Consider the following 26,354-nt stretch of genomic DNA (forward strand, 5'->3'; position numbering starts at 1 on the left):
GCTGTTGGTGTTTCTGGTTCCTTGCGGCTTCCTGCGGGGGGCTCTTGGCTGCAGAGGGCGTCTTCGGTCATGTCGCGGGTGGCGGGGTGCGCGCGTCATGCGGCTGCGGGGGAGCGTGTCTTTTCCCGTGCCGGGGTGGTGCGCAAGCTGGCGGTGTACGGGGCGGCCTTCCTGGCGGGGTTCGTGCCGGGCTGGGCCTTCCTGTACGACCAGGAGCAGCAGTGGGTGCGCGGTCGTTGTATCCTGTTTCTTCTGGTGGGCATGTTCTCGGGTTTTGCGATGTGGTGGTTTTTGGCACGGTTCGAGAGCCGTGGGGGGCGTCCGGGGTTCTGGTGCCTGGCGTTGACGATGCCGATGATGCCCTGCTGGGGGGTGATATTCGGCGCGATGACCGGCGAGAGTCCGGGGGTGATGCGCTGGGTGTTCATGTCGGTGGCTGTGCTGGTGGTTGCCGGGGTGACCTGGCTGCGGTTCGTGTCGGATTGGGTGCGTGGCCGTGTGGCGGCGTGGGCGGCTTCGGCTGTGTCGTGCGTGGTGCCGTCGTGGATGCTGTGCCTGCTGTTCGGTGGCTCTCCATGGTCGTGCCTGCCTTGGTGTCTGGCGGTGGGCGCTACGGGCGCCTTGTGGTTTCTGCAGGATTTGTGGGCGATCGACTATTGCGCGGGCGATGATCGTGATGCCTCCTTCGAGTGGCTGGCGGCCTGGGCGCTGATCTTCGACCTGATGACCCTGGTGGCCGCCCTGGCGCGCGGCAGCGACGCTGCACGGAATCAGCAATGAGCCTGTCCCGGTTTTTGGCCTGGCGGGCTGCGTGGCGGATTCGATGCTTTGAGCGGGAGGATGGTGTGTGATGGCTGTTGGTGTTTCCGGTTCCTTGCGGCTTCCTGCGGGGGGCTCTTGGCTGCAGAGGGCGTCTTCGGTCATGTCGCGGGTGGCGCGGTGCGCGCGTCGCAAAGGTTGAAAGGGGAGATTGATTATGGCTGGTGAGCTTAAGGTTTCGTATTTTGAACTCAGCATGGCTTCTCATGTTTTGAAGAATATTGAAGAGGAGATTGGTGATTTTTCGAGTGCCGAGGCTGATTCGGATTGCATGGGCCATTGTTTCGTGGTCAAGGCGTATGGTAATTGCATAGCCCGTTTGCATACGTTGAGCCGTAAATATTCGAGGAAGGCGGGTGACCTTGGATCGATGCTTGACAATGTGGCCGAGGAATTCCACGATGCGGACGACAGGATAGGGGACCAGGCTGGTCAGATACTTAGTTGCGGTTCGAATGTTGAGGCGGTGCACCGTGGCTGAGCAAGGCATCCACTTCAGCATGGCGGTCCCTGATGGCTGGGAGCGGATGGATCTTACCGGAAAGGGGAGGCGGGATTACGCTCGTGCGCAGGCCCAGAAGGCAGTGGAGCAGATACCGGCTTTGGCGGGCAAAAGGCAGGTGATAGAGGACAGGCTCTACCATGAGCTCACATCCTCTTGGGCGAAAGGCGTGAGGTATGGGGCCGCAATGGCGCAGCCCACTGCCGATGGGATTCTGGATGCTTCGGTAACCGTCTCGATTCTTCCCGAGCCTCCTCATCATGACGATGAATCTGTTTTCGAGGCGATATCTGCCACGGTTCATGAGAATGATGAGGATTCGGATGGTGATGACGAGTCGGATGTTTCGATGATCAATCTGCCGCAGGCGGGAAGGGCGGTGCGGGTTCTCGGGCATCGCACCTTGCATCCGGGCGAGGGCTCCCGGCCGCTCAAATATTCGGTCCTGCAGACTTTTGTTCCTTTTGGAGGCCGTGTGGTCGTGGTGATGGGGTTCACGTTTTCCTCTGATGTGGAGGATCAGTTATTTGAATTGTTCGATTTGATCACCGGCACATTGTCGGTATGGCTTGAGGAGGGGGGCGTTGACAGATGAGTTTGAATCTTGACTGGACCGTGCTCAAGTTCGCTGTTGATCCTGTACCCGGGGATCCGAACGGGGTCAGGCGGTGTGCCAGCGAGGCAAGCTTGAAGTGTCAAACAGTGGATTCCCTGAAAGATGATGTGAGCCGGATCAGGTCCAGTCACGACAATGGATCGGTGTTCGTTGGCAAGGCGGCGGACAGGTTTGTTTCCAGACTGGAGGATTTTCCCAGCAATCTTTCCAGCTTGTCGGATGGGTTGAGCGCGATTTCTCAGACCCTGTATTCGTGGGCCGACTGCATGGAGGATTGCCAACGCAGGGTCGGCAAAGCCCATGATCGGGCGGCGGATGCCCTGTCCAGGGCATCCGCCGCGAACTTAAAGCTGACTGGGGCTCTCGCCGAGACGGCCGCTGCCGGCAAGGCTTTGGTTATGGTGGACGAGGTTGGCGATGATGCGGATGTGCAACGGGCGCAGCGCCGTGCCGACGCCGCCCAGAGGCAGGTGGATTCCTTCCGCAGCCAGCGGAGCAGTGCGCTGGATTCGTATGGTAATGCCTGCCGTGATGCTTGCAAGGCTGTCGGCGATTATAATAACGGCGCCTTTATCGCTGCCCGCGGGCTGAACGGGGCGCTGGGCGATTTGCCTTCGGTCTCGGTGTTCGATCGTGTCTATTACAGCGATGCCTGGCGGACGATCGTCAAAGTCGCGGAGACCGCCAACTTGGTTCTTACCGTAGCGATGCTGTTTTTGGGGCCTGGGGGCATACTCGGCCTGCTTGCTTTCGCGCTGGCCGCCATAGGCTTTCTAAATGATCTTCTGGCTTATAGCCATGGAGATGAAAATAGGCGGCAACTAGCGCTTGGTTTTCTCTCAATGGTATTGGCTGGTGCTCCAGGTGCGTTAGGGAAACAGAGCGCTGCTGGTTTGCGGTTTTTTGCTGAGTCAAAGGGATTGCCGATGTATCAGCGGGTGATCGGCGGGCTGAATTCGTACGGCCGTAATTCCGGCATGATCACGGATTTTCTGTCTGAATACGGAAAGAACGATATGAAATTGATTCATGATAGCGGCATCTGGAAGGATGAGAAGGCAATTGAAACGCTCGGTATGGACATTGTCACTGAAAACAACAAGGAAGCGACCCGCTTATTCAATGATTATCAGTTAGAGGGCTTATTGCCGCGTGATTGGAAATGGCTGCTGGAGCAGAGCGACCTGTACGGGGTCTTCAATCCGGCGGATGATGCGACGATAATGCGGTATGGGCTGGATGCGAGCCGCGAGACTTTGCGCGCAGACGCCATGAGGAATGTGGCCCAGGATATGGTTGATGCAGCAAGGCATGTCGAAGACTATAAGGCTGAGGGCGCGCCCAGATTAGCGGCCGACCTGAAGGAGTTGGCCGGGTTGGCCGGCCTGCTTGCCCCGGTTAATCCGGTTCTTGGCCTGGCGGGCCAAGTGGCGAATTCGATCCTTGACCAGTATAGCCAATGCTTGGGAGCTGAGTCTACTTGGCGTGACGGGCCGAGAGGCGGCTTATATGCTTGAGCGGGAGGATGGTGTGTGATGGCTGGTGGTGTTTCTGGTTCCTTGCGGCTTCCTGCGGGGGGCTCCTGGCTGGAGAGCGCGTCTTCGGTCATGTCGCGGGTGGCGGGGTGCGCGCGTCATGCGGCTGCGGGGGAGCGTGTCTTTTCCCGTGCCGGGGTGGTGCGCAAGCTGGCGGTGTACGGGGCGGCCTTCCTGGCGGGGTTCGTGCCGGGCTGGGCCTTCCTGTATGGGGAGGAGCAGTGGATGCGCGACCGTTTTATACAGTTCGGCCTGGCGGGCATGTTTTCGGGTTTTGCGATGTGGTGGTTTTTGGCCCGGTTCGAGAGCCGTGGGGGGCGTCCGGGGTTCTGGTGCCTGGCGTTGACGATGCCGATGATGCCCTGCTGGGGGGTGATGTTCGGCGCGGTTACCGGCGAGAGTCCGGGGGTGATGCGCTGGGTGTTCATGTCGGTGGCTGTGCTGGTGGTTGCCGGGGTGACCTGGCTGCGGTTCGTGTCGGATTGGGTGCGTGGCCGTGTGGCGGCGTGGGCGGCTTCGGCTGTGTCGTGCGTGGTGCCGTCGTGGATGCTGTGCCTGCTGTTCGGTGGCTCTCCATGGTCGTGCCTGCCTTGGTGTCTGGCGGTGGGCGCTACGGGCGCCTTGTGGTTTCTGCAGGATTTGTGGGCGATCGACTATTGCGCGGGCGATGATCGTGATGCCTCCTTCGAGTGGCTGGCGGCCTGGGCGCTGATCTTCGACCTGATGACCCTGGTGGCCGCCCTGGCGCGCGGCAGCGACGCTGCACGGAATCAGCAATGAGCCTGTCCCGGTTTTTGGCCTGGCGGGCTGCGTGGCGGATTCGATGCTTTGAGCGGGAGGATGGTGTGTGATGGCTGTTGGTGTTTCCGGTTCCTTGCGGCTTCCTGCGGGGGGCTCCTGGCTGCAGAGGGCGTCTTCGGTCATGTCGCGGGTGGCGGGGTGCGCGCGACATGCGGCTGCGGGGGAGCGTGTCTTTTCCCGTGCCGGGGTGGTGCGCAAGCTGGCGGTGTACGGGGCGGCCTTCCTGGCGGGGTTCGTGCCGGGCTGGGCCTTCCTGTACGACCAGGAGGAGCAGTGGGTGCGCGACCGTTTTGTGCAGTTCGGCCTGGCAGGCCTGTTTTCGGGTTTTGCGATGTGGTGGTTTTTGGCCCGGTTCGAGAGCCGTGGGGGGCGTCCGGGGTTCTGGTGCCTGGCGTTGACGATGCCGCTAATGCCCTGCTGGGGGGTGATGTTCGGCGCGGTTACCGGCGCATATCCGGGAGTGATGCGCTGGGTGCTGGTGTCGGTGGCTGTGCTGGTGGCGGCCGCGGTGACCTGGCTGCGGTTCGTGTCGGATTGGGTGCGTGGCCGTGTGGCGGCGTGGGCGGCTTCGGCTGTGTCGTGCGTGGTGCCGTCGTGGATGCTGTGCCTGCTGTTCGGGGGCTCTCCATGGTCGTGCCTGCCCTGGTGTCTGGCGGTGGGCGCTACGGGCGCCTTGTGGTTTCTGCAGGATTTGTGGGCGATCGACTATTGCGCGGGCGACGATCGTGACGCCTCCTTCGAGTGGCTGGCGGCCTGGGCGCTGATCATCGACCTGATGACCCTGGTGGCCGCCCTGGTACGTGGTAGTACAGCTGCACAGGATCAATGAGGGCATTGCTGGTAAGGGAAGGTTTTTGGCCTTTTGACGTGCCTGTCGGGCATGTGGTCTGCTTGGCTGCAGTCGGGTTGGATGCCGGCTGTTTCATTTGCTGCTGCGCGGCGGCAAGTGGAGTCCTGCTAGTATAAGGAATCGTCCAGGCCTTTACTGGGCTTCAGGCCTTACGTGAACGATGTCTACAGCCGTAATGCAATTGACGCTGGTTGTCGACAATGAAGTTGGTTGCGGCGGAATCTGTTCTGGCTGGCCGCTCGAATTGCATGGAAGGAAAGGGACCATGGGTGTTGGTGTTGCCTTGTTTGAAAATAGACCGCCTCGTGTGGCGAAGATGAAGAGTTTCGAGGCCATGCATGACGCTACATTTCGAGAATGTCTGCAGCGCCCGCTCTACCTGTTTGCCCGGGGGCGGGGGAGATCGTGCCGCAAGGAGATATGGGTGTTCTTCATCGTTCTATCAATTGTAGAGCAGGGCCTGAGTAATGTATGCGGCGGGGGATCCTGGGCTCTCATCCCTCTGGTCTTCGACCTGATCATGGTGGTGCCGGAGTATGCTCTGGAGGTGCGGCGTCTGCATGATTTATTGTTGCCGGGATGGCTGACTTTGATTCCGTATGGTCTTATGGTTATAGCTACGATTGGGCTGGTGAAATCTCGAATGTTGACCATAGGTGGCGGTCCTTTTCTACTGGCTGTCATCCCGCTGCTCGTGTCGATGGTGATTCAGCTGGTCATCATGTGCACGCCTTCCCGTTATCGCCGTCCGTCCTTTGACAACGGGGCAATAGGGGCGGGAGTGAACCTGTCGGGTATGACCCGGCCTTGGAATGACTAGCCTGCACGGGTGGATTTATATAAGGAGATTGGGATGAGTGATACTGCTGCGGATGTGGAAGGACAGGGAACCGCTGGGATGGGTGTGGATGAGCAATTATTGCAAGGCCTTCCGACTCCCGTTGCCCGCATAATGCGACTGCTCGCTCAGCGGGAGATACCCTCGTATGTCAATGCAACCGGTGGCCCTGTACTGGTGCCGCTGGTCGATTGCGGCATTATGTTTGTAATGAGCAGAAGTCTGGATTCCATCAGTTTCAGGAGTCTGTGGAGCCGGGGATTCAGCTCCGCCAGGTATCGGGATGCGGTGAATGTCTGTGCCGAATGGAACCGGTCGGTTGGATATCTTAAGACCTATGCCACTGAACCTTCCTTAGAGCAGAACCAGGCCGTCAGAATAGTGGGAGTCGGGCAGATCATGTGCGACGAGCGGGATGAAGTACTGGGGCAGCGTCTTGATGATTCCATCTATCTCATACAGAATCTTTATGCTTGGGTGAATGATCAGTGCCCGGATCCCATACGTATACCGAATGCACCATATGGAAGAGGGGCATGAGCAAATGGGTCAGCCGATGAAATCCGTGGTTGATAATGACCGAATCAAGCGGTGGTTGGATGCCCAAGGCTACCGTGTCGAGTATTATGAGCTGTCCTGGGTCGGTTTATGGGGGAATATCCTGCTCGATTTCAGTGTACGTGGCACGTACGATGAGTATCTGGTGGTTCGTGGGACTGAGCGGGGCAGTCATCCGAATGTCCAGCATGAGTTGCTTGAGGATTGCTGCAATGCCTGGAACCGGGATTATGAGGGGCCGGCTGCCTATGTGCAGAGTTCCGAAGAAGGCCTGGTCTTCCGCACGTTGTTGGTGGTGAACTGCCAGGGCGGCATGGATGATGACCAGTTCGATCGCCTGATGAAGTATGCCATGGCGGGTTCGGATGGTTTCCTAGGCTTTGCCCAGGGGCAGCTGTCGAAGATAAGGATGGCCTAGGACGAAGTGCAGGATCAGGCGTGACCGTGGTTCCGGAGCGTGCACGCTGGCAGTAAGCCCCACCCGGGGCGAAATGCCTGACTTGGCGCTGGCTCAGGTTCTACTTTCAGGAAGGGTTGCGGAGGACGTCGGTGTCTGAGGCCTAGCTTCTTTGAAGCCTTTTCGTCGTTAGCCGCGTCTTTGGGTCCCGTGCTTGCGCAGATGTAGGGCGAAGTGTGAGGGGTGCTGCTGTCTGTGTCGGGTGGCGTTGAGGATCGTGTTGATGCGTTTGTTCTGTCGTGGTTCTTGTCGCGTGTGGTTGAGAGTGTCCCGCATGCGCGGCCTGGCTCTCGTGAGTTCTCTCTGGGCGGGGTGCTGTGGAAGACGGTGCTGTACGGGCTGGCCTATGTGGCCGGGTTCGCCTGCGGCTGGCTTCTCCTGTTTGGACAGGACCAGGATTGGGTGCGCTCCTTGTTGATTCAAGTTTCGTTTCCCGTGCTGTTCTCTTTTTTTGTTGTTCTGATCCTGTTGTGGCGGTTTGAGGGTGGGAATGGGTGTCCGGGGCCTTGGTTTGTGGTTGTTGGGGTGTTGGTGTTTCCGCTGGTGATGCGGCTGGCGCGTAACGGGTTCGTGTCGTGGGTGGCGGTGGTGGTATTGTGTGTGGTGCCGTCCTGGATGCGGGCCAAGGCGACGGGGTCGGTTGGCGTGTCCTTTTCTGGTGCTGCGTGGCGGGCGTTGTCGGCGCCTTGTGGTTCGTGCTGGGCATGCGGGCGATCAGGGAGTGCGCGGGCGCGCATCGTGATGCCGCTTTCGAATGGCTGGCGGCTTGGGCGCTGGTGTTCGGTCTGACCCTGACGGTTGCCTCCCTTATGGGAGACTCCAATGCTCTTGTGGGAGCCTCCAATGATGGCGGTGATGCCGGACGATGATGCCGGACGGCGGGCTGCGCCATGGGTGTGCTTGCGCTGATGTGGGTATCGGGCGTTCCGTCCCGATGGGCCGCCGGAACGTGTTTATGAGGAAAGGGAAGATGAAGATTATGGCTAGTGCTTTGCTCTCGAAGAGGCCCCCTCGCGTGGATGTGATGAAGGGGTACGAGCCCATGTATGATGCGACCATGCAGGAGTGCCTGCAACGGCCCTTCTACCTGTATGCGAGGGGGAAGGGGCGTTCCTGCCGCAAGGAGATATGGGTTTTCGCCGCGTTCATCTGGGTCTTGGACACCTGCCTGGCCCGCGTGTTCTCTTCGGGTATCTTGACCGTCATACCGGGGCTGTTCTCCCTGGCGGTGCTGGTGCCCATGTATGCCCTGACGGTGCGGCGTCTGCATGATCTGGCCCTGTCGGGGTGGCTGGCGCTCGTCCCCTATGTGCTGGAGGTGGTGGGCGTGGGTCTGATTGCCGGTTCAATGGTGTCGGATATGTTGAAGGGGCTGGAGGACCCGTCAGCTCCTTCGCCTTTGGGGATCATCGTGCTTCTTCTGGCCGTGGTCGTCCGGCTGGCCATCATGTGCGTCCCATCGCGTCGTCGTCATCCAGTTGTCGCTAGCGGAAGCCTTGGTGCGAGTCAGACTGGCGCGCCACAGTACCCAGGGGACCCGAACGGACGGTGACCCCTGCAGTAACAGGAAAAAACAAACCCCAACAAGGCGAGATGGACAGAGACCAGCATGGACGGCGCTGATACAAGACCGGAATCGACGATGGGCGGCTCGCCGGCGTTGAACGAGAAACTGCCGGCAGGGCTCCCGACCTCTCTTGCCCGCCTGGCTAGGATGCTCGGCCAGAGAGGCGTGCCTGTTTTCATTGATGCCGACGGCGATTCGGTTCTGGCCACCCTGCTCGAGGGCGAGGTGCTGTATACGCTGACTGCTGGTCTGGACTCCATCAGCTTCAGGAGTCTGTGGAGCCGCGGGTTCAGCTCGGCCCGGTACCGTGATGCCGCCAATGTCTGCAATGAATGGAACAGCGTTGCGGCGTGGACCAAGGCCTACGCCAGCGAACCTTCGGCGGAGGAAGACAGAGCCGTGCGGGTTTTCAGCGTCGGCCAGATTATGTGGGATGAACGAGAGGATGTCTTCGGGGCAAGGCTGGATGACTCGCTGAATACCATACAGGTCTTCTATGCCTGGTTGGGCGAGCAATACCCGGATCCCATACGTATCCCCAGCGGGCCCTATGGAAAGAGAGGCTGAATAGTGGCACAGCGTGATGTAGGACCGGCTGCCGTCGTCGACGATGACCGGATCAAGCGGTGGATGGATCAGCAGAATTTCCATGTCGAGTATCATGAGCATGCCTGGTTCGGAATGTGGGCCAATATCATGCTCACATTCGCTATGGATGGCGAGCATCATGAGTATCTGGTGGTTCGTGGGACTGAGCAGGGCAGCCATCCGAATGTCCAGCATGATTTGCTTGAGGATTGCTGCAATGCCTGGAACCGGGAATATGAGGGGCCGACTGCCTATGTGCAGAGTACCGAGGAAGGCCTGGTCTTCCGCACGGTGTTCGTAGTGAACTGCCAGGGCGGCATGGATGATGACCAGTTCGATCGCCTGATGAAGTATGCCATGGCGGGTTCGGATGGTTTCCTTGGCTTTGCCCAGGGGCAGCTGTCGAAGATAAGGATGGCCTAGGACGAAGTGCAGGGTCAGGCGTGACCGTGGTTCCGGAGCATGCACGCTGGCAGTAAGCCCCACCCGGGGCGAAATGCCTGACTTGGCGCTGGCTCAGGTTCTGCTTTCAGGAAGGTATGCGGATTACCTGCTTCCTTTCGCTTATGAGGGGGATTTCCGAGAAGCCAGGTTCTACTATGATTTGACCGGAGCCATATCCCTGCGCCGTGTTCTGCGGCATGGTATGGGTGCTGACCGGTATGCCGGGGTCTTGCAGGCCATAGAGGATGTGGCGCGGGTGTGCGCGGAGGAGCGCGCGGTTCTGCAGACGGTGCTCTGGCATCAGGATTATCTGTACTTTGCCGGTGATGACGCGGTTCCGCGAATGATACAGGTTCCCATCGTCGATGGGCCTCGCTTCGATGCCAGTCCCCTTTCGCTGCTTTTCAGACTCAGCAAGGTCGACACTGGCGCTTTTGGGCATCCGGAGTGGTCTCAATCGGTTGAGGCGTTCGTGCAAACAGGCAAGGACTTCAATGCGGATGCCTACCATGCCATGCTGGCATCGATTCTTCCGCCGGGCAGGTCCCGGACCCTGCCGGGGGGTGATGGCGCCAGCACCGCCTCCTCGGGCTCTGAGGCCCGGAGCCAGGTTGGTGCCGGGACGTGCCCATCCGGTACGGATCCGACCGGGAGTCATTCGGGTGAATCCCATGGCGAGGAGGATGAACGCTACTCGGAAACGATTCTCAAGCTACCGGAGGAGGGAGCTGTCGCGGAGGCTTCCTCTGGGGATCGAGTTCAGGAATCTGATGGCAATCCGGGAATTCGACTTTCGGATGAGGGCAATGATGGGGATACCATTCTGAAGGTGCCCCCTCATCCTGGCCAGGATATACGCGGGGCGGGTGAGGCCTCCGGCGTTTCCGGCGATGAAGGGCCGACCAGCCTCAACATGAGCAGGAGGCCCCGCTTCCGTGTCACCAGAATCCGGGATGGATGCCGTGTGGATTGCAGCCAGGATACGGCCACCATAGGAAGATCCGCCCAAGCTGACATCCATATGGGCGGCAACATGAACGTCAGCAGGATACATGCCCAAGTCAGCCGCCTTCCTGGTGGCGGGTTCGAGATAACGGACCGGCATTCCTCCAATGGAACCAGGGTGTCCGGCCGTCTGCTCGCGCCTGGTGAAACGGCGCCTGTCGGCTCCTCGGGCACTTTCTCTCTTGCTGACTCTGACTTCATGATCGAGGAGCTTGATCGCGAAGGGGTGACGGGATCGTGGAGCGGTTCCCCGTCCTCTGGCCTGGGAGGTGGTGTGTGATGGCTGTTGGTGTTTCTGGTTCCTTGCGGCTTCCTGCGGGGGGCTCCTGGCTGCAGAGGGCGTCTTCGGTCATGTCGAGGGTGGCGGGGTGCGCGCGTCATGCGCCTGCGGGGGAGCGTGTCTTTTCCCGTGCCGGGGTGGTGCGCAAGCTGGCGGTGTACGGGGCGGCCTTCCTGGCGGGGTTCGTGCCGGGCTGGGCCTTCCTGTACGACCAGGATGAGCTGTGGGTGCGGTACCGGTTTGTGGAGTTCGGCTTGGTGGGCATGTTCTCGGGTTTTGCGATGTGGTGGTTTTTGGCCCGGTTCGAGAGCCGTGGGGGGCGTCCGGGGTTCTGGTGCCTGGCGTTGACGATGCCGCTGATTCCCTGCTGGGGGGTGATGATCGGCGCGATGACCGGCGCATATCCGGGGGTGATGCGCTGGGTGCTGGTGTCGGTGGCTGTGCTGGTGGTTGCCGGGGTGACCTGGCTGCGGTTCGTGTCGGATTGGGTGCGTGGCCGTGTGGCGGCGTGGGCGGCTTCGGCTGTGTCGTGCGTGGTGCCGTCGTGGATGCTGTGCCTGCTGTTCGGTGGCTCTCCATGGTCGTGCCTGCCCTGGTGTCTGGCGGTGGGCGCTACGGGCGCCTTGTGGTTTCTGCAGGATTTGTGGGCGATCGACTATTGCGCGGGCGACGATCGTGACGCCTCCTTCGAGTGGCTGGCGGCCTGGGCGCTGATCTTCGACCTGATGACCCTGGTGGCCGCCCTGGCGCGCGGCAGCGACGCAGCACGGAATCAGCAATGAGCCTGCCCTGGGATGCGCTCTCTGCTTGGCTGAGTAGTGCTAGGTGATGGATAGGTGCGGATCGAATGCGTAGCGTGGGAGGCGGGCGCTTGGTCTCCAGTTGATTGATTCAAGGTATGAACGTATGGAGCGGTAACGACCGTCAACCATAGATAGAGACCAGCCTTAGAGCCTACCCATGGAGACATGGACGAACACAGATGGTGGATCCGGATCGGATTCTTGCAGCTATTCAGGAATTGACGGCAGACAGGCTCAAGGGGCCCGATGGAAAGAGCAGGTCGGTCTTGGTCGTCGATGGTCCACTTCGCAGCGTCGAAAAGGGGCTCGCTCGGCGTTGCTTTGCCGGTGGCATCCTGACGGCTGAAGAGCGGCCGGGCGTATTCCGCGTTCAAACTGGACTCCGCATACTCCAGGGCTGCATTGTGGAACCCTGCCTGGGCAGGATCAGAGAACCCAGGGTTTTCCTGTGCCTGCGCCCTTGCCGGGGCCAGACACATCAAGCATGCCTGAACCGCTCCGATGATGCAGTGCCTTGCGCATGCCAAGCTGTCCTCCGGATTCTGGCTGCTGGCGGCCGGTTGCCTGCCATATGGCTTATGCTGCTGAGTACCGTCTTTTCCCCCTCTTATTTATTGATTTGGGCAGGGACCGTGGAGGTTCGGCGCACGGTGCTTGTCCAAGACTGACAGGGAGGGGAGGGTGTCGCGAAGGTGATGAGTCCCCGTCTGCAAGTAGCGTTGAAGTATGTCTGAGCTCCAAACCCATCTGTTGGACAAGGCCCCGTTCGGGCGGGTCGTGCCGGCCATGGTCACTCCCATGAACCATGACGGGTCCGTGGATTTTGAGGCCGCTGGCAATCTGGCCCGCAGACTTGTCGCTGATGGGGCGGATGGGTTGCTGGTCAACGGCACCACCGGCGAATCTCCGGCCACCCACATGGAAGAGAAAGTCGATTTGGTGCGAGCCGTAAAGGATTCGGTGGACGTGCCGGTCATTTCGGGTGCGGGCTCCAATGACACGGCCCATACGGTCCGCATGGCCGAGATGACCCAGGAAGCCGGGGCGGATGCGCTCCTGGTGGTCATGCCTTACTACTCCAGACCCTCCCAGGATGGGGTTGTAGCGCATTTCAGGTCCGTCTGCCGGTCTGCGGATCGCCCCATCATGCTCTACGATGTACCTGGCCGCACCGGGTTGCACGTGACTGTGGATACATACCGTCGTCTTGCCGAATTGCCGCATGTCGAGGCAGTCAAGGATGCCACTGGTGACCTGGCCGCAGTTCCCATCAAGCGCAAGGAGACGGGGCTGATCTGGTACTCCGGCGATGACGGGCTGTATCTGCCCTTCCTGGCCTTGGGTGCCGTCGGCGTCATATCGGTCATGGCCCATGTGGCCAGCGGTCCTATGCAGGACCTGGCGACTCGGTTCGATCAAGGCGACCTGAAAGGGGCGCAGAGGTTGTCGACTGCCTTGGCGCCGCTGGTCCAGGCTCTCAATGGCCAGGGTCAGCAAGCAGTCATGGCCAAGGCCGCTCTGAAAGTGGCTGGTGTCTTGGACAGCACGACGATGAGGCTCCCTAATCTTGGGCCTGGCAAGGATCAGCTGATCCAAGCCGAGAAAGGCATGAAGGCTGCAGGGCTGATGCGTTCCTGACAAGCAAACAAGCGTCGCCCCCGTATCAGACGGGGGTACAGATAATGGAAACACAAGTGAGAATGGCAAAAACAAGGCAAGAAGACAGTACAAAGAGCAGAAGCAGAAGCAGCAAATCCTCTCCCAAGAACCGTAGCCGCACTCCCGGGCAGGGCAAGGGAGCCGGCAGGTCCCGGAATGAATCCCGTGGACGCCGCAATGGCTCCATCCAGCGTGGTAAGGGTACTCAGGCTGAGCAGCGTCTGGTGGCTCCTCCGAAGTATCGTAAGGGTTCCATGCGTATTGTCCCGCTGGGGGGTCTGGGTGAGATTGGCCGCAATATGAATGTGATCGAGTATAACGGTCATATTCTGCTGATTGACTGCGGCGTGCTGTTTCCGGAGGAGGAGCAGCCGGGCGTGGATCTGATTCTGCCTGACTTCAGCTATATCAAGGATAAGCTGGATCGGGTGGATGCTCTGGTGCTGACTCATGGGCATGAGGATCATATTGGCGGGGTGCCTTATCTGCTGAGGCTGCGTCCGGATATTCCTTTGATCGGCTCGAAGCTGACTCTGGGGTTTGTTGATGCCAAGTGCGAGGAGCATCATCTCAAGCCCAGGGAGGTGGAGGTCAAGGGCCGCGACAAGCTCAAGGTGGGCCCCTTCAGCCTGGAGTTCGTGGCCGTCACCCACTCCATTCCTGATGCTCTGGCTGTCTCTGTGCGCACCCCAGCGGGTCATATCATCGACACCGGCGACATGAAGATCGACCCGCTGCCTTTGGATCACAGGCTGACTGACCTGAGGGAGTTCGGCAAGCTGGGCGAGTCCGGCGTGGACCTGCTCATGGTCGATTCCACCAACGCCGAGGTCCCTGGCTTCGTCAAGCCCGAGATTTCCATCGCCCCAGCCCTGGACAAGGCCTTTGCCGAAGCCCAGCGCAAGATCATCGTGGCCTCCTTCTCCAGCCACGTCCACCGGGTGCAGCAGGTGGTTGACGCCGCTCACAAGTTCGGCCGCAAGGTGGTCTTCGCTGGTCGGTCCATGGTCCGCAACATGTCGATCGCCTCAGACCTGGGCTACCTGCATCTGCCCGAGGACACCGTGGTCGACCTTAAGGACGCCCATAATATCCCTGACGAGAAGATCGTCTACATGTGCACCGGCTCCCAGGGCGAGCCCATGGCGGCTCTGGGCCGCATAGCCGACGGGACCCACCGCGACATCACCATCAACGAGTTCGATACGGTCATCCTAGCCAGCTCGCTGATCCCCGGCAACGAGCACGAGGTCTACAAGGTCATCAACAAGCTGGTGCGCCTGGGCGCCAAGGTGGTCAACCGCGACAACGCGGCCATCCATGTCTCCGGTCACTCCGACGAGGGCGAGCTGCTCCACTTCTACAACATCGTGCAGCCCAAGTGCGCCATGCCCATCCATGGCGAGAACCGGCACCTGGTGGCCAATGGCCTGATTGCCGTCAAGACCGGCGTGGATCCGCAAAACGTGGTCTTGGCCGAGGATGGCGACGTAGTGGACCTCTACCATGGTCAGGCCGCCGTGGTCGGATCCGTGCCCTGCGGATACGTCTATGTGGATGGCGACTCCGTGGGTCAGCTGACGGACGACGAGCTGGAGCAGCGTCGAATCCTGGGCACGGAAGGCTTCGTCTCCGCCTTTGCCGTAGTCGACACCGAAACGAGCAAGGTCGTCTCCGGTCCCAAACTCTACCTGAATGCTGTGGCCGAGGATGAGAGCGAATTCAAGTCCATCAGCGCCCAGATAGTCGATCAGCTCGAGGATGCCATGGCCAAGGGAACAACCGGCACCTACCAGCTTCAGCAGCTGATGCGCCGTACCCTGGGCGGCTGGATCTCCCGCAAGCTGCACCGGCGGCCCATGATCGTGCCCGTGGTGGCCGACATCGCCACCGACGTGCAGCCGCAGGAATGACCATCGCTTACTGCAACTGATACCGAAGGCTCCGGCCGCCCAGATGGACGACCGGAGCCTTCAGTGTTATCAGCAGACAGCAGCGCTTACAAGCAGCAGCGCTTACAAGCTCACGATGATCTTGACGTGGTTTTCCGCATCCTCGCGCAAGGGGCGGAAGCCCTTGTCCACGATGTCCTCGATCTTGATCCGGTCGGTGATGAAGGTGGACAGGTCGATGTTCCGGTCATGGATGAGCTTGATGGCATCGGCATGATCGTTGGCGTATCCCATGGATCCTGACATCAGCTTCTCTCCAAAGCCCATCTCTGCGGATAGGTGCAGGGTGATGGGCTTGACATGGATGGCCACGACGACCAGGCTGCCCTGGGCCTTGAGTCCAGACAGAAGCTGGTGGACCACCGGTTCCGCACCGGCTGCGTCGAAGGCCACATCCGCGCCCCGGCCGTCGGTCTCGGTCTTGACGCGCTCCAGCAGATCCTCCTTGCTGGGGTCGATGACCAGGTCAGCGGCACCGGACTGCAGGGCCTTGTCCTTGCGGGCCTGGGAGAGCTCGGACATGATGACCTTGAGTCCCTTGGCCTTGAGCACGGTTCCCAGCAGCAGGCCGACAGGTCCCGCTCCGCCGACCAGGGCGGTCTGCCCGGGCTCGGTGTGGATCAGACGCACAGCGTGGTAGGCCACGGAGAAGGGTTCGATCAGTGCCGCCTGATCCAGGGGCAGGTCGCCCACAGGGTAGACGCGCTCGGCGGCCACCACCATGTGCTCGCTCATGCCGCCGCCCCAGCCGTTGATGCCGATGAAGCCCAGCTTGGGGCAGTCGTTGTAGTTGCCGGCCTTGCAGGCGGGGCATTCTCCGCAGGCCATCTCGGCCTCGACTACTACGGAATCGCCCACCTTCATGTCGGTGTGCACATCATCGGCAATGGCCTCGATGGTGCCCGAGATCTCATGGCCGAAGACCACCGGCAGGGTCTCCCCGGAGAGAGGGTGTGGGGTGTCTTTCGAGTTGCCGCCGTTTTGCTCACCGTCATAGTAGAGGTGAAGGTCGGAGCCGCAGATGCCGGTGAAGGCGGGGTGGATCTTAATGGTCCCGGGTTTGAGCTCGGGCTCGGGCACGTCCTCCAGCCGTACATCTTCCTTGCCGTAGTACATCAATGCTTTCATATCGTATATCCTCTCTGATATGCGTGTAGGCCCTGCATGGATGGAGTTGAATACCCAACGTGACATCCCTGCGGGCGGGTGATGCTCCCTCATCGAAGACCACCCGACTTTCATACTACCGCTGATATGCCTTCAAGGTGACGGGAGTTTCGGCCAGGACCTCGCCGCCCTGATCGAAATCGAAATCGCCCAGCCAGTGTCCGAACCTGCCGGGTCCCTTGCCGCACCAGACCACCCGAGCGCTTCGGTCAGCCTGTCCGCTCAGCAGCAGATTGGCGGTTCCGGTCACCCGGTCGTTATCCAGACGGTAGTCCAGGAATTTGTCGTCCCCGTAGTGGCAGGCGACCCGCTGACGCTGTTCCTGGTCCAGCACCCGCCAGGGGTCTACGGCGCAGAAGACTCTGGCGGGCAGGTCATGCTCCACTGCCTGGAGCAGGGCCAGGCCCCCGCCCAGGCTGTGTCCGGTAAAGAGCACCTTGCGGTCGGTTCCTGTCGTGCGTCGGGCCAGGTCAAGCGCCTGCTTTGCCAGGATGCCCGCCTGCTGCGTCTGTCCTGGTTCCCCGTTCAGCGGCGGCAGGAAGCAGGTCAGCGCGGCATGGACGTCGTGGCGAGGGTCGTCGCGCAGATTGGTGCCTGCATAGACCACGGCTATATGGGCATAGTCCGGACCATCCTCCAGGTTCCGGGCGACGATCATCCCCTCGAATCCGTTTTCGGGGCAGTAGCGGGAGCGCAGCACCCAGTAGCTGTCCAAAGCCGGATTCTCGAACTGGTGCAGGCCCGGCCTGGTCTTGACGTCTCCTCGGCCGATTCCGTAGGAGTACTGGCAAAGCATGTTGAGTTGCTGTGTGGTAAATCCGGCCCGGACCTGCATGCGCTCCCTTTCTGCCATACTCGTGAGCCATGGACCATGACCAACCGCCTGGAGGTCTGACTATTCCCGTCCGGACTGCGCCCTGAGAAAAGAGGAAAACCGTCCTTCTGGCCCGTCGGCGGGTGCCCGCATTAGACTTGACATGCCATATCCATACAGGACCTATGCCGATGCCGGTGGGGGCACCGGCATTCATGCGCGAAAGGAAATTCATGCCCGGAGCCAATCTGACTCGTGTGGAAGCCGAAGAGCGAGCCGTCGTCGTATCCAATGTCAGCTATAAGGTCCATCTGGACCTGACCAAGGGGCCTGCCACCTTCCCCTCCACGGCCCTGATCGCCTTTGATGCCCGGCCGGGGGAGTCAACCTTTGTGGATCTGATCGCCGACCAGGTCAGCCTGATCGAGCTCAACGGCCGACGCCTGGACCCGGCCCTGGCCTTCCGGGACGACCGAATAGCGCTCGACGACCTGAGCGAGCACAACCAGCTGCGGGTGGAGGCCCTCTGCCGCTACTCGCGCACAGGCGAGGGGCTGCACCGCAGCGTGGACCCCTCGGATGGCAACGTTTACCTCTACTCCCAGTTCGAGGTGCCCGATGCCCGCCGGGTCTACGCCGTCTTCGATCAGCCGGACATCAAGGCCGCCTTCGACTTCACCGTGGACTCCCCTGCATCCTGGACGGTCCTGTCCAACATGCCTCCCGCCTCTCATCAGGACCTGGACAGCCGCACCGCCGAGGGAACCCTGGAGGGCGGCCGCACCGAGGGCGTGACCCGCTGGGTATTCCAGACCACCCCGGTCATGAGCTCCTATCTGACCGCATTCGCCGCAGGCCCCTATGCCCAATGGACCAGCGAGTACCAGAACGAGGATGGACGGATCATCCCCATGGGCCTGTACTGCCGCCAGGCGTTGAAGGACTCCCTGGAGGGGGACGCCGAATACCTCTTCGACGTGACCAAGAAGGGCTTCGCCTTCTACGCCAAGACCTGGGACCTGCCCTTCCCCTGGGCCAAGTATGACCAGATCTTCGTGCCTGAATACAATGCGGGCGCCATGGAGAACATCGGCCTGGTCACCTTCCGCGACTCGTACGTCTTCGAGTCCAAGGCCACCGGGGCTCAGATCAACCGCCGTGTGGAGACCGTCCTGCACGAGCTGGCCCACATGTGGTTCGGCGATCTGGTGACCATGAAGTGGTGGAACGACCTGTGGCTGAACGAATCCTTCGCTGAGTTCATGTCGACCCTGGCCACTGCCGAGGCCACCGAATGGGCCGACGACTGGGCCACCTTCTGCTCCGGCGAGAAGAGCTGGGCCCTGACCGAGGACCAGCTGCCCACCACCCACCCGGTGGTGGCTCCCATCCGCGACCTGCACGATACCGAGGTCAACTTCGACGGCATCACCTACGCCAAGGGCGGTTCCGTCCTGAAGCAGCTGGTCGCCTACGTGGGCCGTGATCGCTTCTTCCAGGGCATCCACAACTATCTGACCGCCCATGCCTACGGCAACGCCACCTTGAAGGATCTGCTGACCGAGCTGGAGAAGACCAGCGGCCGCGACCTGGGCAGCTGGTCCCGGCTCTGGCTTGAGGAGGCCGGCATCACCACGTTGACCAGCCAGGTACAGACCGACGAGCAGGGGATCATCACCGCCATGCGGATCGACCAGACAGCCCCTGAGGAGCATCCTGTCCTGCGTCCTCACCGCCTGGCTGTGGGCTTCTACGACGAGGACCAGTCCGGCAAGGTGGTGCGTACAGACCGGTTCGAGCTGGATCTGGACGGCCAGGGAGCCGAAGTGCCCCAGGTCGTTGGCAGGAAGCGTCCGGCCCTGATTCTGATCAACGACGACGACCTGACCTACGCCAAGCTGCGTCTGGATCAGGATTCCCTGGAGTATGCCACGCAGAACCTCTACCGGATCGAGGACCGATTGGCCCGGGCCGTGGTCTGGCTCAGCCTGTGGGACATGACCCGGGATGCGCAGTTCCCTGCTGAGCGCTTCATCAGCCTGAGCCTGAAGGCTCTGGCCACCGAGCACCAGTCCACCACGTTCCGCTACGCTCTGTCTCAGATCTCCACGGCCGCCCACCACTTCACCGCCTCCCGTCGCCGCCAGCCCATGCTGCAGCTGGTAGCCAGCACGCTCTGGGATCTGGCCATGAAGGCCCAGCCCGGCTCAGACGAGCAGTTCCAGCTGATCCGCGCCTACCTGGGCTACGGGGACGATGCCGACTTCGAGGATCACGCCCGTGGCCTGCTGAGCGGCGACCTGAAGCTGGAAGGTCTGACCATCGACAACAACACCCGCTGGCTGATCATCCACGCCCTGTCTGCCCACGACCTGCTGGCTGAAGGCGAGATCGACCAGGAGCTGGCCGCTCGAGACACTACGGAGAACCGCGAGTTCGCCATGGGCGCCCGTGCTGCCCGTCCGACGGTCGAGTCCAAGGCCTGGGCCTGGGATCAGGCCCTGCATAACGAGGATCTGACCAACTCGCAGATCGAGGCTCTCGCAGACGGCTTCTCCGGCTCGGGGGATCAGGAGCTCTTCGCACCCTACGTGGATCGCTTCTTTGCAGCCGTGGACGAGGTCTGGACCCAGAAGACCTTCCACATTGCGGAGACCCTGCTCAACCCGCTGTCGGCAGGCGGGCTCTACCCGTCCAAGGCCGACCCGGCCGCCCTAGTCAAGGCGGGCGATGCCTGGCTGGCCGACCACGCTGAGGCCCCCAAGGCACTGCGCGGAATGATCATCCAGAACACGGAGTCCTCCCGGCGCATCCTCAAGGTCCGCGAATACAACGAGCGGCTGCGCTAGCGCCCTGTCCGCCCCGGCCCGAATGGCGCCGGGTCAGGGGCGGGGCCATAATGAATCTGTCGCCTGCATGCAGGATGGTACGTGAGGATCGGCGGGGTCGTCAGCGGCTCGGCAGCCGGGTTCGGAGGAGAGCAATGCCCAGATTATTCGGTACCGATGGTGTACGTGGTTTAGCCAATAGAGACCTGACTGCACAGCTGGCCCTGGATCTGGGCGATGCTGCAGTGCGGGTACTAGGCCGTGGCGCGGATCAGTCCGCGGGCCGCCGACGTGCCCTGATCGGCCGCGATACCCGTGTCTCCGGGGATTTTCTGGCTTCGGCCCTGGCTGCCGGCATGTCATCGGGCGGCTTCGACGTGATCGATGTGGGCATCATCCCCACTCCGGGCATCGCCTACCTGACCAGCGTGCTGAACGTGGAGATGGGGGCGGTCATCTCCGCCTCTCACAACCCCATGCCTGACAACGGCATCAAGTTCTTCGCGCGGGGCGGGTTCAAGCTTCAGGATTCCAAGGAGGACGACATTGAAGCGGTCCTTGGCCAGGACTGGGAGCGCCCGGTGGGCGAGGGCGTCGGCCGTGTCTCCCATGATACGGTGACCGCCACCAACATGTACATCGACCATCTGGTGGAGGCCGTGGCCCCTGTCGCTCCCGGCAAGACCCAGCCCAAGCCCCTGGACGGTCTGCGGATCGTGGCCGACTGCGCCAACGGAGCCACCTCGGTGGTAGCACCCGAGGCCCTGCGTCGTGCAGGAGCGGACGTGGTGGTCATCAACGCCTCTCCCGATGGCTACAACATCAATAAGCGCGCCGGATCCACCCACCCCGAGCAGCTGCAGGCCATGGTCCAGGCTTCGGATGCGGTCATGGGCGTGGCCTTCGACGGGGACGCCGACCGTTGCCTGGCAGTGGACGAAGAAGGGGACATGGTCAACGGCGATCAGATCATGGGCATCCTGGCCCGAGCCAAGCAGCGCGAGGGCAAGCTGGCCAATGACACCCTGGTGGTCACCGTCATGAGCAACCTGGGACTCAAGCTGGCACTGAAGCGGATGGGCATCGTCACCGTTCAGACGGCTGTAGGCGACCGCTATGTCCTTGAGGAGATGCTGCGCGGAGGCTATACTCTGGGCGGCGAGCAGTCCGGGCATGTCATCAACCGGGAGTTCGCCACCACGGGCGACGGAACTCTGACGGCCCTGACCCTGGCCAAGGAGGTCATGCGTTCGGGCAGGAGTCTCAAGGAGCTGGCCGCCGACTTCCCCCAGCTGCCTCAGCAGCTGATCAACGTGTCCGGGGTGGACAAGAACGCGGTCCACGCCAATGCCAAGGTCCAGGATGCAGTCGAAGCGGAGGAGCGGATGCTGGGCAACACTGGCCGGGTGCTGCTGCGGCCCTCGGGCACTGAGCCCCTGGTCAGGGTCATGGTCGAGGCGGCCACCCAGGAGCAGGCCGACCAGGTCTGCCAGCGGCTGGCTTCAGTTGTAGCCGACGAGCTGGCCATCTGAACAGAAGACCCAGGAAAGGCGGAATCATCCATGTTCGGCAGAAAAGCGGCCTTCGATGCCGATCTCAACCACCGAGTGGAGTCCATGCTGGCCGAGGCTGGCGAAGAGGAGCTCCTGCCTATCGTGCAGATGGGCGAGCCCGTACTTCGCCAGCAGGCCCAGCCCTACAAGGGTCAGCTGGCAGTCAAGACTCTGAGCAGGCTGCTCAAGGCCATGCGGGCCACCATGCTTGAGGCGCCGGGCGTGGGGCTGGCGGCGCCTCAGGTTGGCCTGGGCCTGGCAATCGCCGTCATAGAGGATCATGTCCGCGACGATGAGGATGATCCGCGTCAGATCGACGAACTGCCCTTCAGAGTCATCATTAACCCCTCCTATGAACCTATGGGGCAGGAGACGGCGGCCTTCTATGAGGGATGCCTGTCGCTGGAGGGATTCCAGGCGGTTCGGCGGCGCTGGCTGGACATCACGGCCAGCTGGGAGGACCGTTTCGGGCGCAAGCATCGCCAGCGCATGCACGGCTGGCCGGCCCGCATCTTCCAGCATGAGACCGACCATCTATCGGGCGAGGTCTACATCGATAAGGCCGAGATTCGCAGCCTGTCCTCCGATGACAATCTGAGCGAGTACTGGGCCTATGACCCGGTTCCCGCCGAGGCGGCACGGGAGCTGGGCTTCGCCCTCTGAGCCCCTTTGGTTCTCTGGTCCAGGGCCATATCTTCAGTCAGCTCCGGTCCGTCCCCCTTCAAGGGGGCCACTGGGTGCATGATCAGTTCTTCAGAGGCATGACGGCCAGGCTCCACAGCCTTGGGCAGGATCATATTGCCATCCACGCCTGGGTCCAGCCAGGAGTCCAGATTCTCATCAGGGATCAGCAGGGGCATCCGATCGTGCACTTGGGCAGCCTCTGCCGTGGCTTGAGTCGTCAGGATGGTGGCCGTCAGCAGCCAGGGTTGGCCTGGCTGAGCTCGCCACCAGGAGTAGAGACCGGCGATGTTCAGGGTGTGTCCGTCGGGAGCCTGGAAGTAATAGGGCTGGTGGTCAGGTGTCCATTCGTAGTAGCCGCTGGCCGGAATGATAGCCCTCCGACTCCGGGCCGAGTCCGCGTAGGTCCGCTTGGTCAGGGCGCTTTCCACTCGGGCGTTGTGGGTGGGGTAGGCCATGTGATCGCTTTCGGCCCAGGAAGGGACCAGGTTCCAGCGCGCCGGATGCAGGTGCCGTTGCCCGTGTCGGTCCTGGGCCACCAAGGCAATGATCGACCCGGGACTGATGTTCCAGGAAGGCTTGGGCAGTCCTGGAGCCTGCCGGGCGCCATAGCCTTGGGCCAGGTTGGCGTAGTCCAGGTCAGCCGCGAATCGTCCGCACATGAAGCCCATTCTATGGATGCCTGGAGCCTCCGTCGAGGAAACGCCGTAGGCCTTTTTCGGGCCAGTCTAAATGCTGATTGACCTCTCTTTCCTGATAGCATGAAAGCGGTCTGCGGCAGCGGTCATACATTGAGGGTCACCGTGGCCGCGGCGGAGTGTCCAACATTGTTTTTTGCCCTGCCTGGCACGAGGCCGGTGGCGGCATTGTGATTAGGAGATGGCTTATGCCTCAGAAGATCAAGGCGTCGATTGCCTACGGCATCGGCAAGGGGTTTGCCCAGCCCGAAGAGATCATCATTGACGACCCTATTGGCGCAGAGGTCCTGGTGGATGTGCAGGCCTCGGGTCTGTGCCATTCGGATCTGCATCTGGTAGAGGATGACGACAAGTTCTTCCCCTTCCCGGCTGTGATCGGCCATGAGATCGCGGGCATCGTCGAGGCCGTGGGCCCCGAGGTGTCCGGCATCAAGGTGGGCGACCACGTGGTGGCCTCCTTGGAGCAGGTCTGCGGACACTGCGCCAACTGTCTCAAGGGTCAGCCCCAGTCCTGCACCCAGCAGCAGGAGTGCGTGCGCGGAGCGGGCGAGAAGCCCCGCCTGTCCTTCCCCGACGGTCGGCCCATCACGCAGGCCTTCGGCACCGGCGGCTTCGCCGAGAAGGCTTTGATTCACGAGAACCAACTGGCCGTAGTCAACAATCAGGTCAAGTGGGATGAGGCCGCCTGCATCGGTTGCGCCACCATCACCGGAGCCGGCGCGGCCATCAACACCGCCCATGTGCGTCCCGGCGACACCGTGGCCGTCATCGGCACCGGCGGCATCGGCCTGAACATCATCTCGGGAGCCCGAATCTGCGGCGCCAAGCGGATCATCGCCATTGACCTGCTGGACAACAAGCTGGAGTTCGCCCGCAAGTTCGGCGCCACGGATGTCGTCAACTCCAAGAACGAGGACCCTGTGGCCAAGGTGCGCGAGCTGACTGACGGCGGCGTGGACCAGGCCTTCGAGGCCATCGGTCTGCCCGTCACCATGAAGCAGGCCTGGGACATGCTGGGCGTGGGCGGCACCGCCTACCCGATCGGCCTGACCAAGCCTGATGCCACGGTCTCGCTGGAGATCAACCCGGCCGACCTGCTGGTCCACCAGCGCGGCTTCAAGGGCGTTTGGATGGGTTCCACCAACATCAAGCACGACATCCCCATGTATGCCGACTTTGCAGTGGATGGACGACTGAACATGCATGACATCGTCAGCCAGCACATCAAGCTCAGCCAGATCGACGAGGCCTACAAGCAGCTGGTCAACGGCGAAGTCATTCGTTCCGTCATCACCGAATTCGACTGATCCTCTCCAGCTGTTCGGCATGACGGCTGGAGGTCATGTCGAACAGAGGTTCTGATTGCCAGGGGCTCCGGATGCGCAAGGCATTCGGAGCCCCTTTGTCGTTTCAGCAATCCCGGAGCCGGATCAGGATAGGAGCCTGCCGATGTTCTCAGCTGCTGCGGCGAGATTGTCAGCGGCCTTGGCCATGGCCTCGTCAAGGCTGACAGCCCCGGGGCTGATGCTGAAGATGGCGTCGATGCCCACCTTGTAGAGCTCTTCGGCCCCTGCGCCCACGGTACCTGCCAGGGCGATGACCTTGCAGCCGGGGGAGGACTCCTTGACGGCCCGGGCTGTGCCCATGGGGGTCTTGCCGAAACCGGTCTGGAAGTCGATGTTGCCTTCGCCGGTGAAGCACAGGTCGGCGCCGCGGGCCAGCTCCTTAAGGTGGGTGGTCTCTATGACAATATCGACGCCCGAGGCCATGACGGCCGGAGTGAAGGCCAGGAAGCCTGCGCCCAGACCTCCGGCTGCTCCTGCGCCCGGTCTGGTCTCCACCTCACGGTGCAGATCTTGGCGAATGACGGCTGCATAGTGGGCCAGGGCCGTATCCAAGGTGGCCGCCATGGATGGGTCCGCACCCTTTTGCGGCCCGAAGACGGCCGAGGCTCCTTCGGGGCCAGTCAGGGGATTGGTTACGTCCGAGGCCAGGCGAATCCGGGTGCTTGCCAGTCTTGAATCCAGCCTGGAGACGTCGATTCGGTCCAGTCGAGCCAGTGCAGCCCCTCCCTGACTCAGCTCACGTCCCTCAGCGTCCAGCAGCCGGGCCCCCAGGGCCTGGGCCATGCCGGCACCGCCGTCGTTGGTGGCCGAGCCCCCGAGACCGACGATGATCTCCTGCGCGCCCTGGTCCAGGGCCTTGCTGATCAGCTCGCCTGTGCCGTAGGTGGTGGTGACCAGCGGGTCGCGTGTCTGCTCGTTGACGAACTGGATGCCGCTGGCCGCAGCCATCTCGATGACGGCTGTCCGTCCGTCGCCGAGAATGCCGTAGCTGGCGGTGACGCTCTGGCCTAGAGGTCCGGTGACCTGGGCCTGGATCATATGGCCTCCGGTGGCATCGATCAGGGACTGAGCCGTGCCCTCGCCGCCGTCGGCCATAGGCACCAGGGCCATCTCGGCTTTGAGCGTGCTGCGTCGCAATCCGCGTTCAATGGCGTTCGCAGCCTCCTTGGCGGTCAGGCTGCCTTTGAAGGAGTCGGGTGCGATGATGATTTTCATGATTGTGACCTTTTCTGACTCGTCGATTCAGAGGACCGGATAGACCAGCATGGCCACCAGGGTCGTGGTCAGGCCCACCAGGAACTCAAAAAAGGAACCGCCTTCATCTGCTCGCCTACGCCGTCCACAATGGCTCGAGCTATCCGGTTGGCGGCTCCGTACTCCATCAAGATGCCCGCCAGCACACGCTAGCTGCCAGGACCCGAATAACCGTGCTTGTGACGCTCTGAGAGCCGGCTACAACGATGTTGACAGTCTGCCTCAGGGGAGGGGCCTCCGACCAGGCAGCCCACGATGGCTCCAGACATGCGCGCATAGGTGGTGTTGCGCTTCCTGAGAATGAGGATGATAGCCAGGGGCAGGCCCAGCAGGGCAGCCCACCATGACAGGGTGATGTCCATGTCAGTTCCTTTGATCTGTTCCTGTGCCGGGGACCAGGGTAGGCATCGCTGCAGATGACTGACCGGCAATGATCCTCTGCCTTTTCTCACTATCAGTGTGGCTCCGCCGAGCTCTTTTTGCCAGAGCACCCACACTCGAAAAGCAAAGGATAGCGTGGGCGAAAATGGTTCATGCACCATATTCATGAGAAAGCGGGCCATGACCATAGACCCTCCGACAGCGCAGACAATCGTCGATACCCTCAAGGATGTAATCGAATACAACAGCAATTTCTTTGACACTGCGGGAACCATGGCGGCCAGCACTGATGCTTCGTGACTGATGCTTCCGCGCATAGGCAGCTTCCATAGCGCGGATCGCCTGATTCAATCAGCGG

At 61.6% G+C, this 26,354-nt stretch carries 27 protein-coding genes; 22 read left to right on the forward strand and 5 right to left on the reverse strand.

The features are described from left to right. Positions 1-69 precede the first annotated feature (69 nt). From ACUIAD_RS04630 to ACUIAD_RS04710, 17 genes are all read left to right on the forward strand, one after another. A complete protein-coding gene (locus ACUIAD_RS04630) occupies positions 70-780 on the forward strand; it encodes a hypothetical protein (protein WP_445342910.1) in 711 nt (236 codons plus the stop codon). Positions 781-976: 196 nt separating this feature from the next. After that, positions 977-1,300: a hypothetical protein gene (locus ACUIAD_RS04635; protein ID WP_445342911.1), complete on the forward strand. Its 324-nt coding sequence runs from the start codon at positions 977-979 to the stop codon at positions 1,298-1,300. A 208-nt stretch (positions 1,301-1,508) separates the two neighbouring features. Further along, the gene (locus ACUIAD_RS04640) at positions 1,509-1,916 is read left to right on the forward strand and encodes a hypothetical protein (protein ID WP_445342912.1); all 408 of its coding nucleotides are present in this window, start codon (positions 1,509-1,511) and stop codon (positions 1,914-1,916) included. Then, positions 1,913-3,454: a hypothetical protein gene (locus tag ACUIAD_RS04645; RefSeq protein WP_445342913.1), complete on the forward strand. Its 1,542-nt coding sequence runs from the start codon at positions 1,913-1,915 to the stop codon at positions 3,452-3,454. Before ACUIAD_RS04640 ends, ACUIAD_RS04645 begins: the two co-directional genes overlap by 4 nt. Before the next feature lie 18 nt (positions 3,455-3,472). After that, a complete protein-coding gene (locus ACUIAD_RS04650) occupies positions 3,473-4,252 on the forward strand; it encodes a hypothetical protein (protein ID WP_445342914.1) in 780 nt (259 codons plus the stop codon). 142 nt (positions 4,253-4,394) lie between these two features. Next, positions 4,395-5,102, forward strand: a complete 708-nt coding sequence (locus ACUIAD_RS04655) for a hypothetical protein (protein ID WP_445342915.1) — start codon at positions 4,395-4,397, stop codon at positions 5,100-5,102. 286 nt (positions 5,103-5,388) lie between these two features. Next, the gene (locus ACUIAD_RS04660) at positions 5,389-5,943 is read left to right on the forward strand and encodes a DUF805 domain-containing protein (RefSeq protein WP_445342916.1); all 555 of its coding nucleotides are present in this window, start codon (positions 5,389-5,391) and stop codon (positions 5,941-5,943) included. Between the two features lie 33 nt (positions 5,944-5,976). Next, entirely contained in the window at positions 5,977-6,501 is a 525-nt protein-coding gene (locus tag ACUIAD_RS04665) for a hypothetical protein (RefSeq protein ID WP_445342917.1), read from the forward strand. Next, a complete protein-coding gene (locus ACUIAD_RS04670; RefSeq protein WP_445342918.1) occupies positions 6,485-6,937 on the forward strand; it encodes a YbjN domain-containing protein in 453 nt (150 codons plus the stop codon). The genes ACUIAD_RS04665 and ACUIAD_RS04670 overlap by 17 nt, the downstream gene beginning before the upstream one ends. A 635-nt stretch (positions 6,938-7,572) precedes the next feature. Continuing rightward, positions 7,573-7,845, forward strand: coding sequence for a hypothetical protein (locus tag ACUIAD_RS04675; RefSeq protein ID WP_445342919.1), 273 nt, complete (start codon positions 7,573-7,575; stop codon positions 7,843-7,845). 110 nt (positions 7,846-7,955) lie between these two features. After that, a complete protein-coding gene (locus ACUIAD_RS04680; RefSeq protein WP_445342909.1) occupies positions 7,956-8,528 on the forward strand; it encodes a DUF805 domain-containing protein in 573 nt (190 codons plus the stop codon). A 180-nt stretch (positions 8,529-8,708) separates the two neighbouring features. Continuing rightward, positions 8,709-9,110 (forward strand): hypothetical protein, encoded by a 402-nt coding sequence (locus ACUIAD_RS04685; protein WP_445342920.1) that lies wholly within the window; start codon positions 8,709-8,711, stop codon positions 9,108-9,110. Between the two features lie 3 nt (positions 9,111-9,113). Beyond that, positions 9,114-9,554: a YbjN domain-containing protein gene (locus ACUIAD_RS04690; RefSeq protein WP_445342921.1), complete on the forward strand. Its 441-nt coding sequence runs from the start codon at positions 9,114-9,116 to the stop codon at positions 9,552-9,554. 73 nt (positions 9,555-9,627) lie between these two features. Then, positions 9,628-10,860 carry an FHA domain-containing protein gene (locus ACUIAD_RS04695; protein WP_445342922.1) on the forward strand — a complete coding sequence of 411 codons (1,233 nt, stop codon included), beginning with the start codon at positions 9,628-9,630 and terminating at the stop codon, positions 10,858-10,860. Positions 10,861-10,931: 71 nt separating this feature from the next. After that, on the forward strand, positions 10,932-11,642 hold the full coding sequence (locus ACUIAD_RS04700; RefSeq protein WP_445342923.1) for a hypothetical protein: 711 nt from the start codon (positions 10,932-10,934) through the stop codon (positions 11,640-11,642). Between the two features lie 747 nt (positions 11,643-12,389). Continuing rightward, complete coding sequence (dapA, locus tag ACUIAD_RS04705) at positions 12,390-13,301, forward strand: 4-hydroxy-tetrahydrodipicolinate synthase (protein WP_445342924.1); 912 nt, start codon at positions 12,390-12,392, stop codon at positions 13,299-13,301. Positions 13,302-13,363: 62 nt separating this feature from the next. Then, complete coding sequence (locus ACUIAD_RS04710; protein WP_445342925.1) at positions 13,364-15,235, forward strand: ribonuclease J; 1,872 nt, start codon at positions 13,364-13,366, stop codon at positions 15,233-15,235. A gap of 102 nt (positions 15,236-15,337) precedes the next feature. Here ACUIAD_RS04710 and ACUIAD_RS04715 read toward each other — a convergent pair whose 3' ends face one another. Continuing rightward, complete coding sequence (locus ACUIAD_RS04715) at positions 15,338-16,402, reverse strand: 2,3-butanediol dehydrogenase (protein WP_110451797.1); 1,065 nt, start codon at positions 16,400-16,402, stop codon at positions 15,338-15,340. A 115-nt stretch (positions 16,403-16,517) separates the two neighbouring features. After that, positions 16,518-17,294: a lipase family protein gene (locus ACUIAD_RS04720; RefSeq protein ID WP_445342926.1), complete on the reverse strand. Its 777-nt coding sequence runs from the start codon at positions 17,292-17,294 to the stop codon at positions 16,518-16,520. A gap of 194 nt (positions 17,295-17,488) precedes the next feature. Here ACUIAD_RS04720 and pepN point away from each other — a divergent pair, with 194 nt between their 5' ends. The 3 genes from pepN to ACUIAD_RS04735 all read left to right on the forward strand — a co-directional run bounded on the left by pepN (position 17,489) and on the right by ACUIAD_RS04735 (position 22,299). Beyond that, positions 17,489-20,104 (forward strand): aminopeptidase N, encoded by a 2,616-nt coding sequence (gene pepN, locus ACUIAD_RS04725; RefSeq protein WP_445342927.1) that lies wholly within the window; start codon positions 17,489-17,491, stop codon positions 20,102-20,104. Between the two features lie 134 nt (positions 20,105-20,238). After that, on the forward strand, positions 20,239-21,615 hold the full coding sequence (gene glmM, locus ACUIAD_RS04730) for a phosphoglucosamine mutase (protein ID WP_445342928.1): 1,377 nt from the start codon (positions 20,239-20,241) through the stop codon (positions 21,613-21,615). A 30-nt stretch (positions 21,616-21,645) separates the two neighbouring features. After that, positions 21,646-22,299, forward strand: a complete 654-nt coding sequence (locus ACUIAD_RS04735) for a peptide deformylase (protein WP_110451801.1) — start codon at positions 21,646-21,648, stop codon at positions 22,297-22,299. On the opposite strand, the gene ACUIAD_RS04740 is transcribed toward ACUIAD_RS04735, so the two are convergent. Continuing rightward, entirely contained in the window at positions 22,248-22,979 is a 732-nt protein-coding gene (locus ACUIAD_RS04740; RefSeq protein WP_445342929.1) for an SOS response-associated peptidase, read from the reverse strand. The two genes, ACUIAD_RS04735 and ACUIAD_RS04740, sit on opposite strands and share 52 nt — an antisense overlap. Positions 22,980-23,203: 224 nt before the next feature. Here ACUIAD_RS04740 and ACUIAD_RS04745 point away from each other — a divergent pair, with 224 nt between their 5' ends. Continuing rightward, the gene (locus ACUIAD_RS04745; RefSeq protein ID WP_110451802.1) at positions 23,204-24,322 is read left to right on the forward strand and encodes a zinc-binding dehydrogenase; all 1,119 of its coding nucleotides are present in this window, start codon (positions 23,204-23,206) and stop codon (positions 24,320-24,322) included. Positions 24,323-24,445: 123 nt separating this feature from the next. Here the strand turns inward: ACUIAD_RS04745 and ACUIAD_RS04750 are convergent, their stop codons facing one another. Together ACUIAD_RS04750 and ACUIAD_RS04755 are read right to left on the reverse strand one after the other, a co-directional pair. Beyond that, the gene (locus ACUIAD_RS04750) at positions 24,446-25,576 is read right to left on the reverse strand and encodes a glycerate kinase (RefSeq protein WP_445342930.1); all 1,131 of its coding nucleotides are present in this window, start codon (positions 25,574-25,576) and stop codon (positions 24,446-24,448) included. Between the two features lie 188 nt (positions 25,577-25,764). Beyond that, a complete protein-coding gene (locus ACUIAD_RS04755; RefSeq protein ID WP_445342931.1) occupies positions 25,765-25,977 on the reverse strand; it encodes a hypothetical protein in 213 nt (70 codons plus the stop codon). Positions 25,978-26,131: 154 nt separating this feature from the next. Between ACUIAD_RS04755 and ACUIAD_RS04760 the strand changes: the two genes are divergently transcribed. Next, complete coding sequence (locus tag ACUIAD_RS04760; RefSeq protein ID WP_445342932.1) at positions 26,132-26,296, forward strand: sugar diacid recognition domain-containing protein; 165 nt, start codon at positions 26,132-26,134, stop codon at positions 26,294-26,296. Positions 26,297-26,354 lie beyond the last annotated feature (58 nt).

It is taken from the genome of Bifidobacterium sp. ESL0819, from assembly GCF_052606245.1.

Excerpts from the sequence above, each read along its gene's own strand:
- ACUIAD_RS04630 (WP_445342910.1), top strand. The coding sequence starts at position 70 with ATGTCGCGGGTGGCGGGGTGCGCGCGTCATGCGGCTGCGGGGGAGCGT.
- ACUIAD_RS04635 (WP_445342911.1), top strand. The coding sequence starts at position 977 with ATGGCTGGTGAGCTTAAGGTTTCGTATTTTGAACTCAGCATGGCTTCT.
- ACUIAD_RS04640 (WP_445342912.1), top strand. The coding sequence starts at position 1,509 with ATGGCGCAGCCCACTGCCGATGGGATTCTGGATGCTTCGGTAACCGTC.
- ACUIAD_RS04645 (WP_445342913.1), top strand. The coding sequence starts at position 1,913 with ATGAGTTTGAATCTTGACTGGACCGTGCTCAAGTTCGCTGTTGATCCT.
- ACUIAD_RS04650 (WP_445342914.1), top strand. The coding sequence starts at position 3,473 with ATGGCTGGTGGTGTTTCTGGTTCCTTGCGGCTTCCTGCGGGGGGCTCC.
- ACUIAD_RS04655 (WP_445342915.1), top strand. The coding sequence starts at position 4,395 with ATGTCGCGGGTGGCGGGGTGCGCGCGACATGCGGCTGCGGGGGAGCGT.
- ACUIAD_RS04660 (WP_445342916.1), top strand. The coding sequence starts at position 5,389 with ATGGGTGTTGGTGTTGCCTTGTTTGAAAATAGACCGCCTCGTGTGGCG.
- ACUIAD_RS04665 (WP_445342917.1), top strand. The coding sequence starts at position 5,977 with ATGAGTGATACTGCTGCGGATGTGGAAGGACAGGGAACCGCTGGGATG.
- ACUIAD_RS04670 (WP_445342918.1), top strand. The coding sequence starts at position 6,485 with ATGGAAGAGGGGCATGAGCAAATGGGTCAGCCGATGAAATCCGTGGTT.
- ACUIAD_RS04680 (WP_445342909.1), top strand. The coding sequence starts at position 7,956 with ATGGCTAGTGCTTTGCTCTCGAAGAGGCCCCCTCGCGTGGATGTGATG.
- ACUIAD_RS04695 (WP_445342922.1), top strand. The coding sequence starts at position 9,628 with ATGCCTGACTTGGCGCTGGCTCAGGTTCTGCTTTCAGGAAGGTATGCG.
- ACUIAD_RS04700 (WP_445342923.1), top strand. The coding sequence starts at position 10,932 with ATGTCGAGGGTGGCGGGGTGCGCGCGTCATGCGCCTGCGGGGGAGCGT.
- dapA (WP_445342924.1), top strand. The coding sequence starts at position 12,390 with ATGTCTGAGCTCCAAACCCATCTGTTGGACAAGGCCCCGTTCGGGCGG.
- ACUIAD_RS04710 (WP_445342925.1), top strand. The coding sequence starts at position 13,364 with ATGGCAAAAACAAGGCAAGAAGACAGTACAAAGAGCAGAAGCAGAAGC.
- ACUIAD_RS04715 (WP_110451797.1), bottom strand. The coding sequence starts at position 16,402 with ATGAAAGCATTGATGTACTACGGCAAGGAAGATGTACGGCTGGAGGAC.
- ACUIAD_RS04720 (WP_445342926.1), bottom strand. The coding sequence starts at position 17,294 with ATGGCAGAAAGGGAGCGCATGCAGGTCCGGGCCGGATTTACCACACAG.
- pepN (WP_445342927.1), top strand. The coding sequence starts at position 17,489 with ATGCCCGGAGCCAATCTGACTCGTGTGGAAGCCGAAGAGCGAGCCGTC.
- glmM (WP_445342928.1), top strand. The coding sequence starts at position 20,239 with ATGCCCAGATTATTCGGTACCGATGGTGTACGTGGTTTAGCCAATAGA.
- ACUIAD_RS04735 (WP_110451801.1), top strand. The coding sequence starts at position 21,646 with ATGTTCGGCAGAAAAGCGGCCTTCGATGCCGATCTCAACCACCGAGTG.
- ACUIAD_RS04740 (WP_445342929.1), bottom strand. The coding sequence starts at position 22,979 with ATGTGCGGACGATTCGCGGCTGACCTGGACTACGCCAACCTGGCCCAA.
- ACUIAD_RS04745 (WP_110451802.1), top strand. The coding sequence starts at position 23,204 with ATGCCTCAGAAGATCAAGGCGTCGATTGCCTACGGCATCGGCAAGGGG.
- ACUIAD_RS04750 (WP_445342930.1), bottom strand. The coding sequence starts at position 25,576 with ATGAAAATCATCATCGCACCCGACTCCTTCAAAGGCAGCCTGACCGCC.
- ACUIAD_RS04755 (WP_445342931.1), bottom strand. The coding sequence starts at position 25,977 with ATGGACATCACCCTGTCATGGTGGGCTGCCCTGCTGGGCCTGCCCCTG.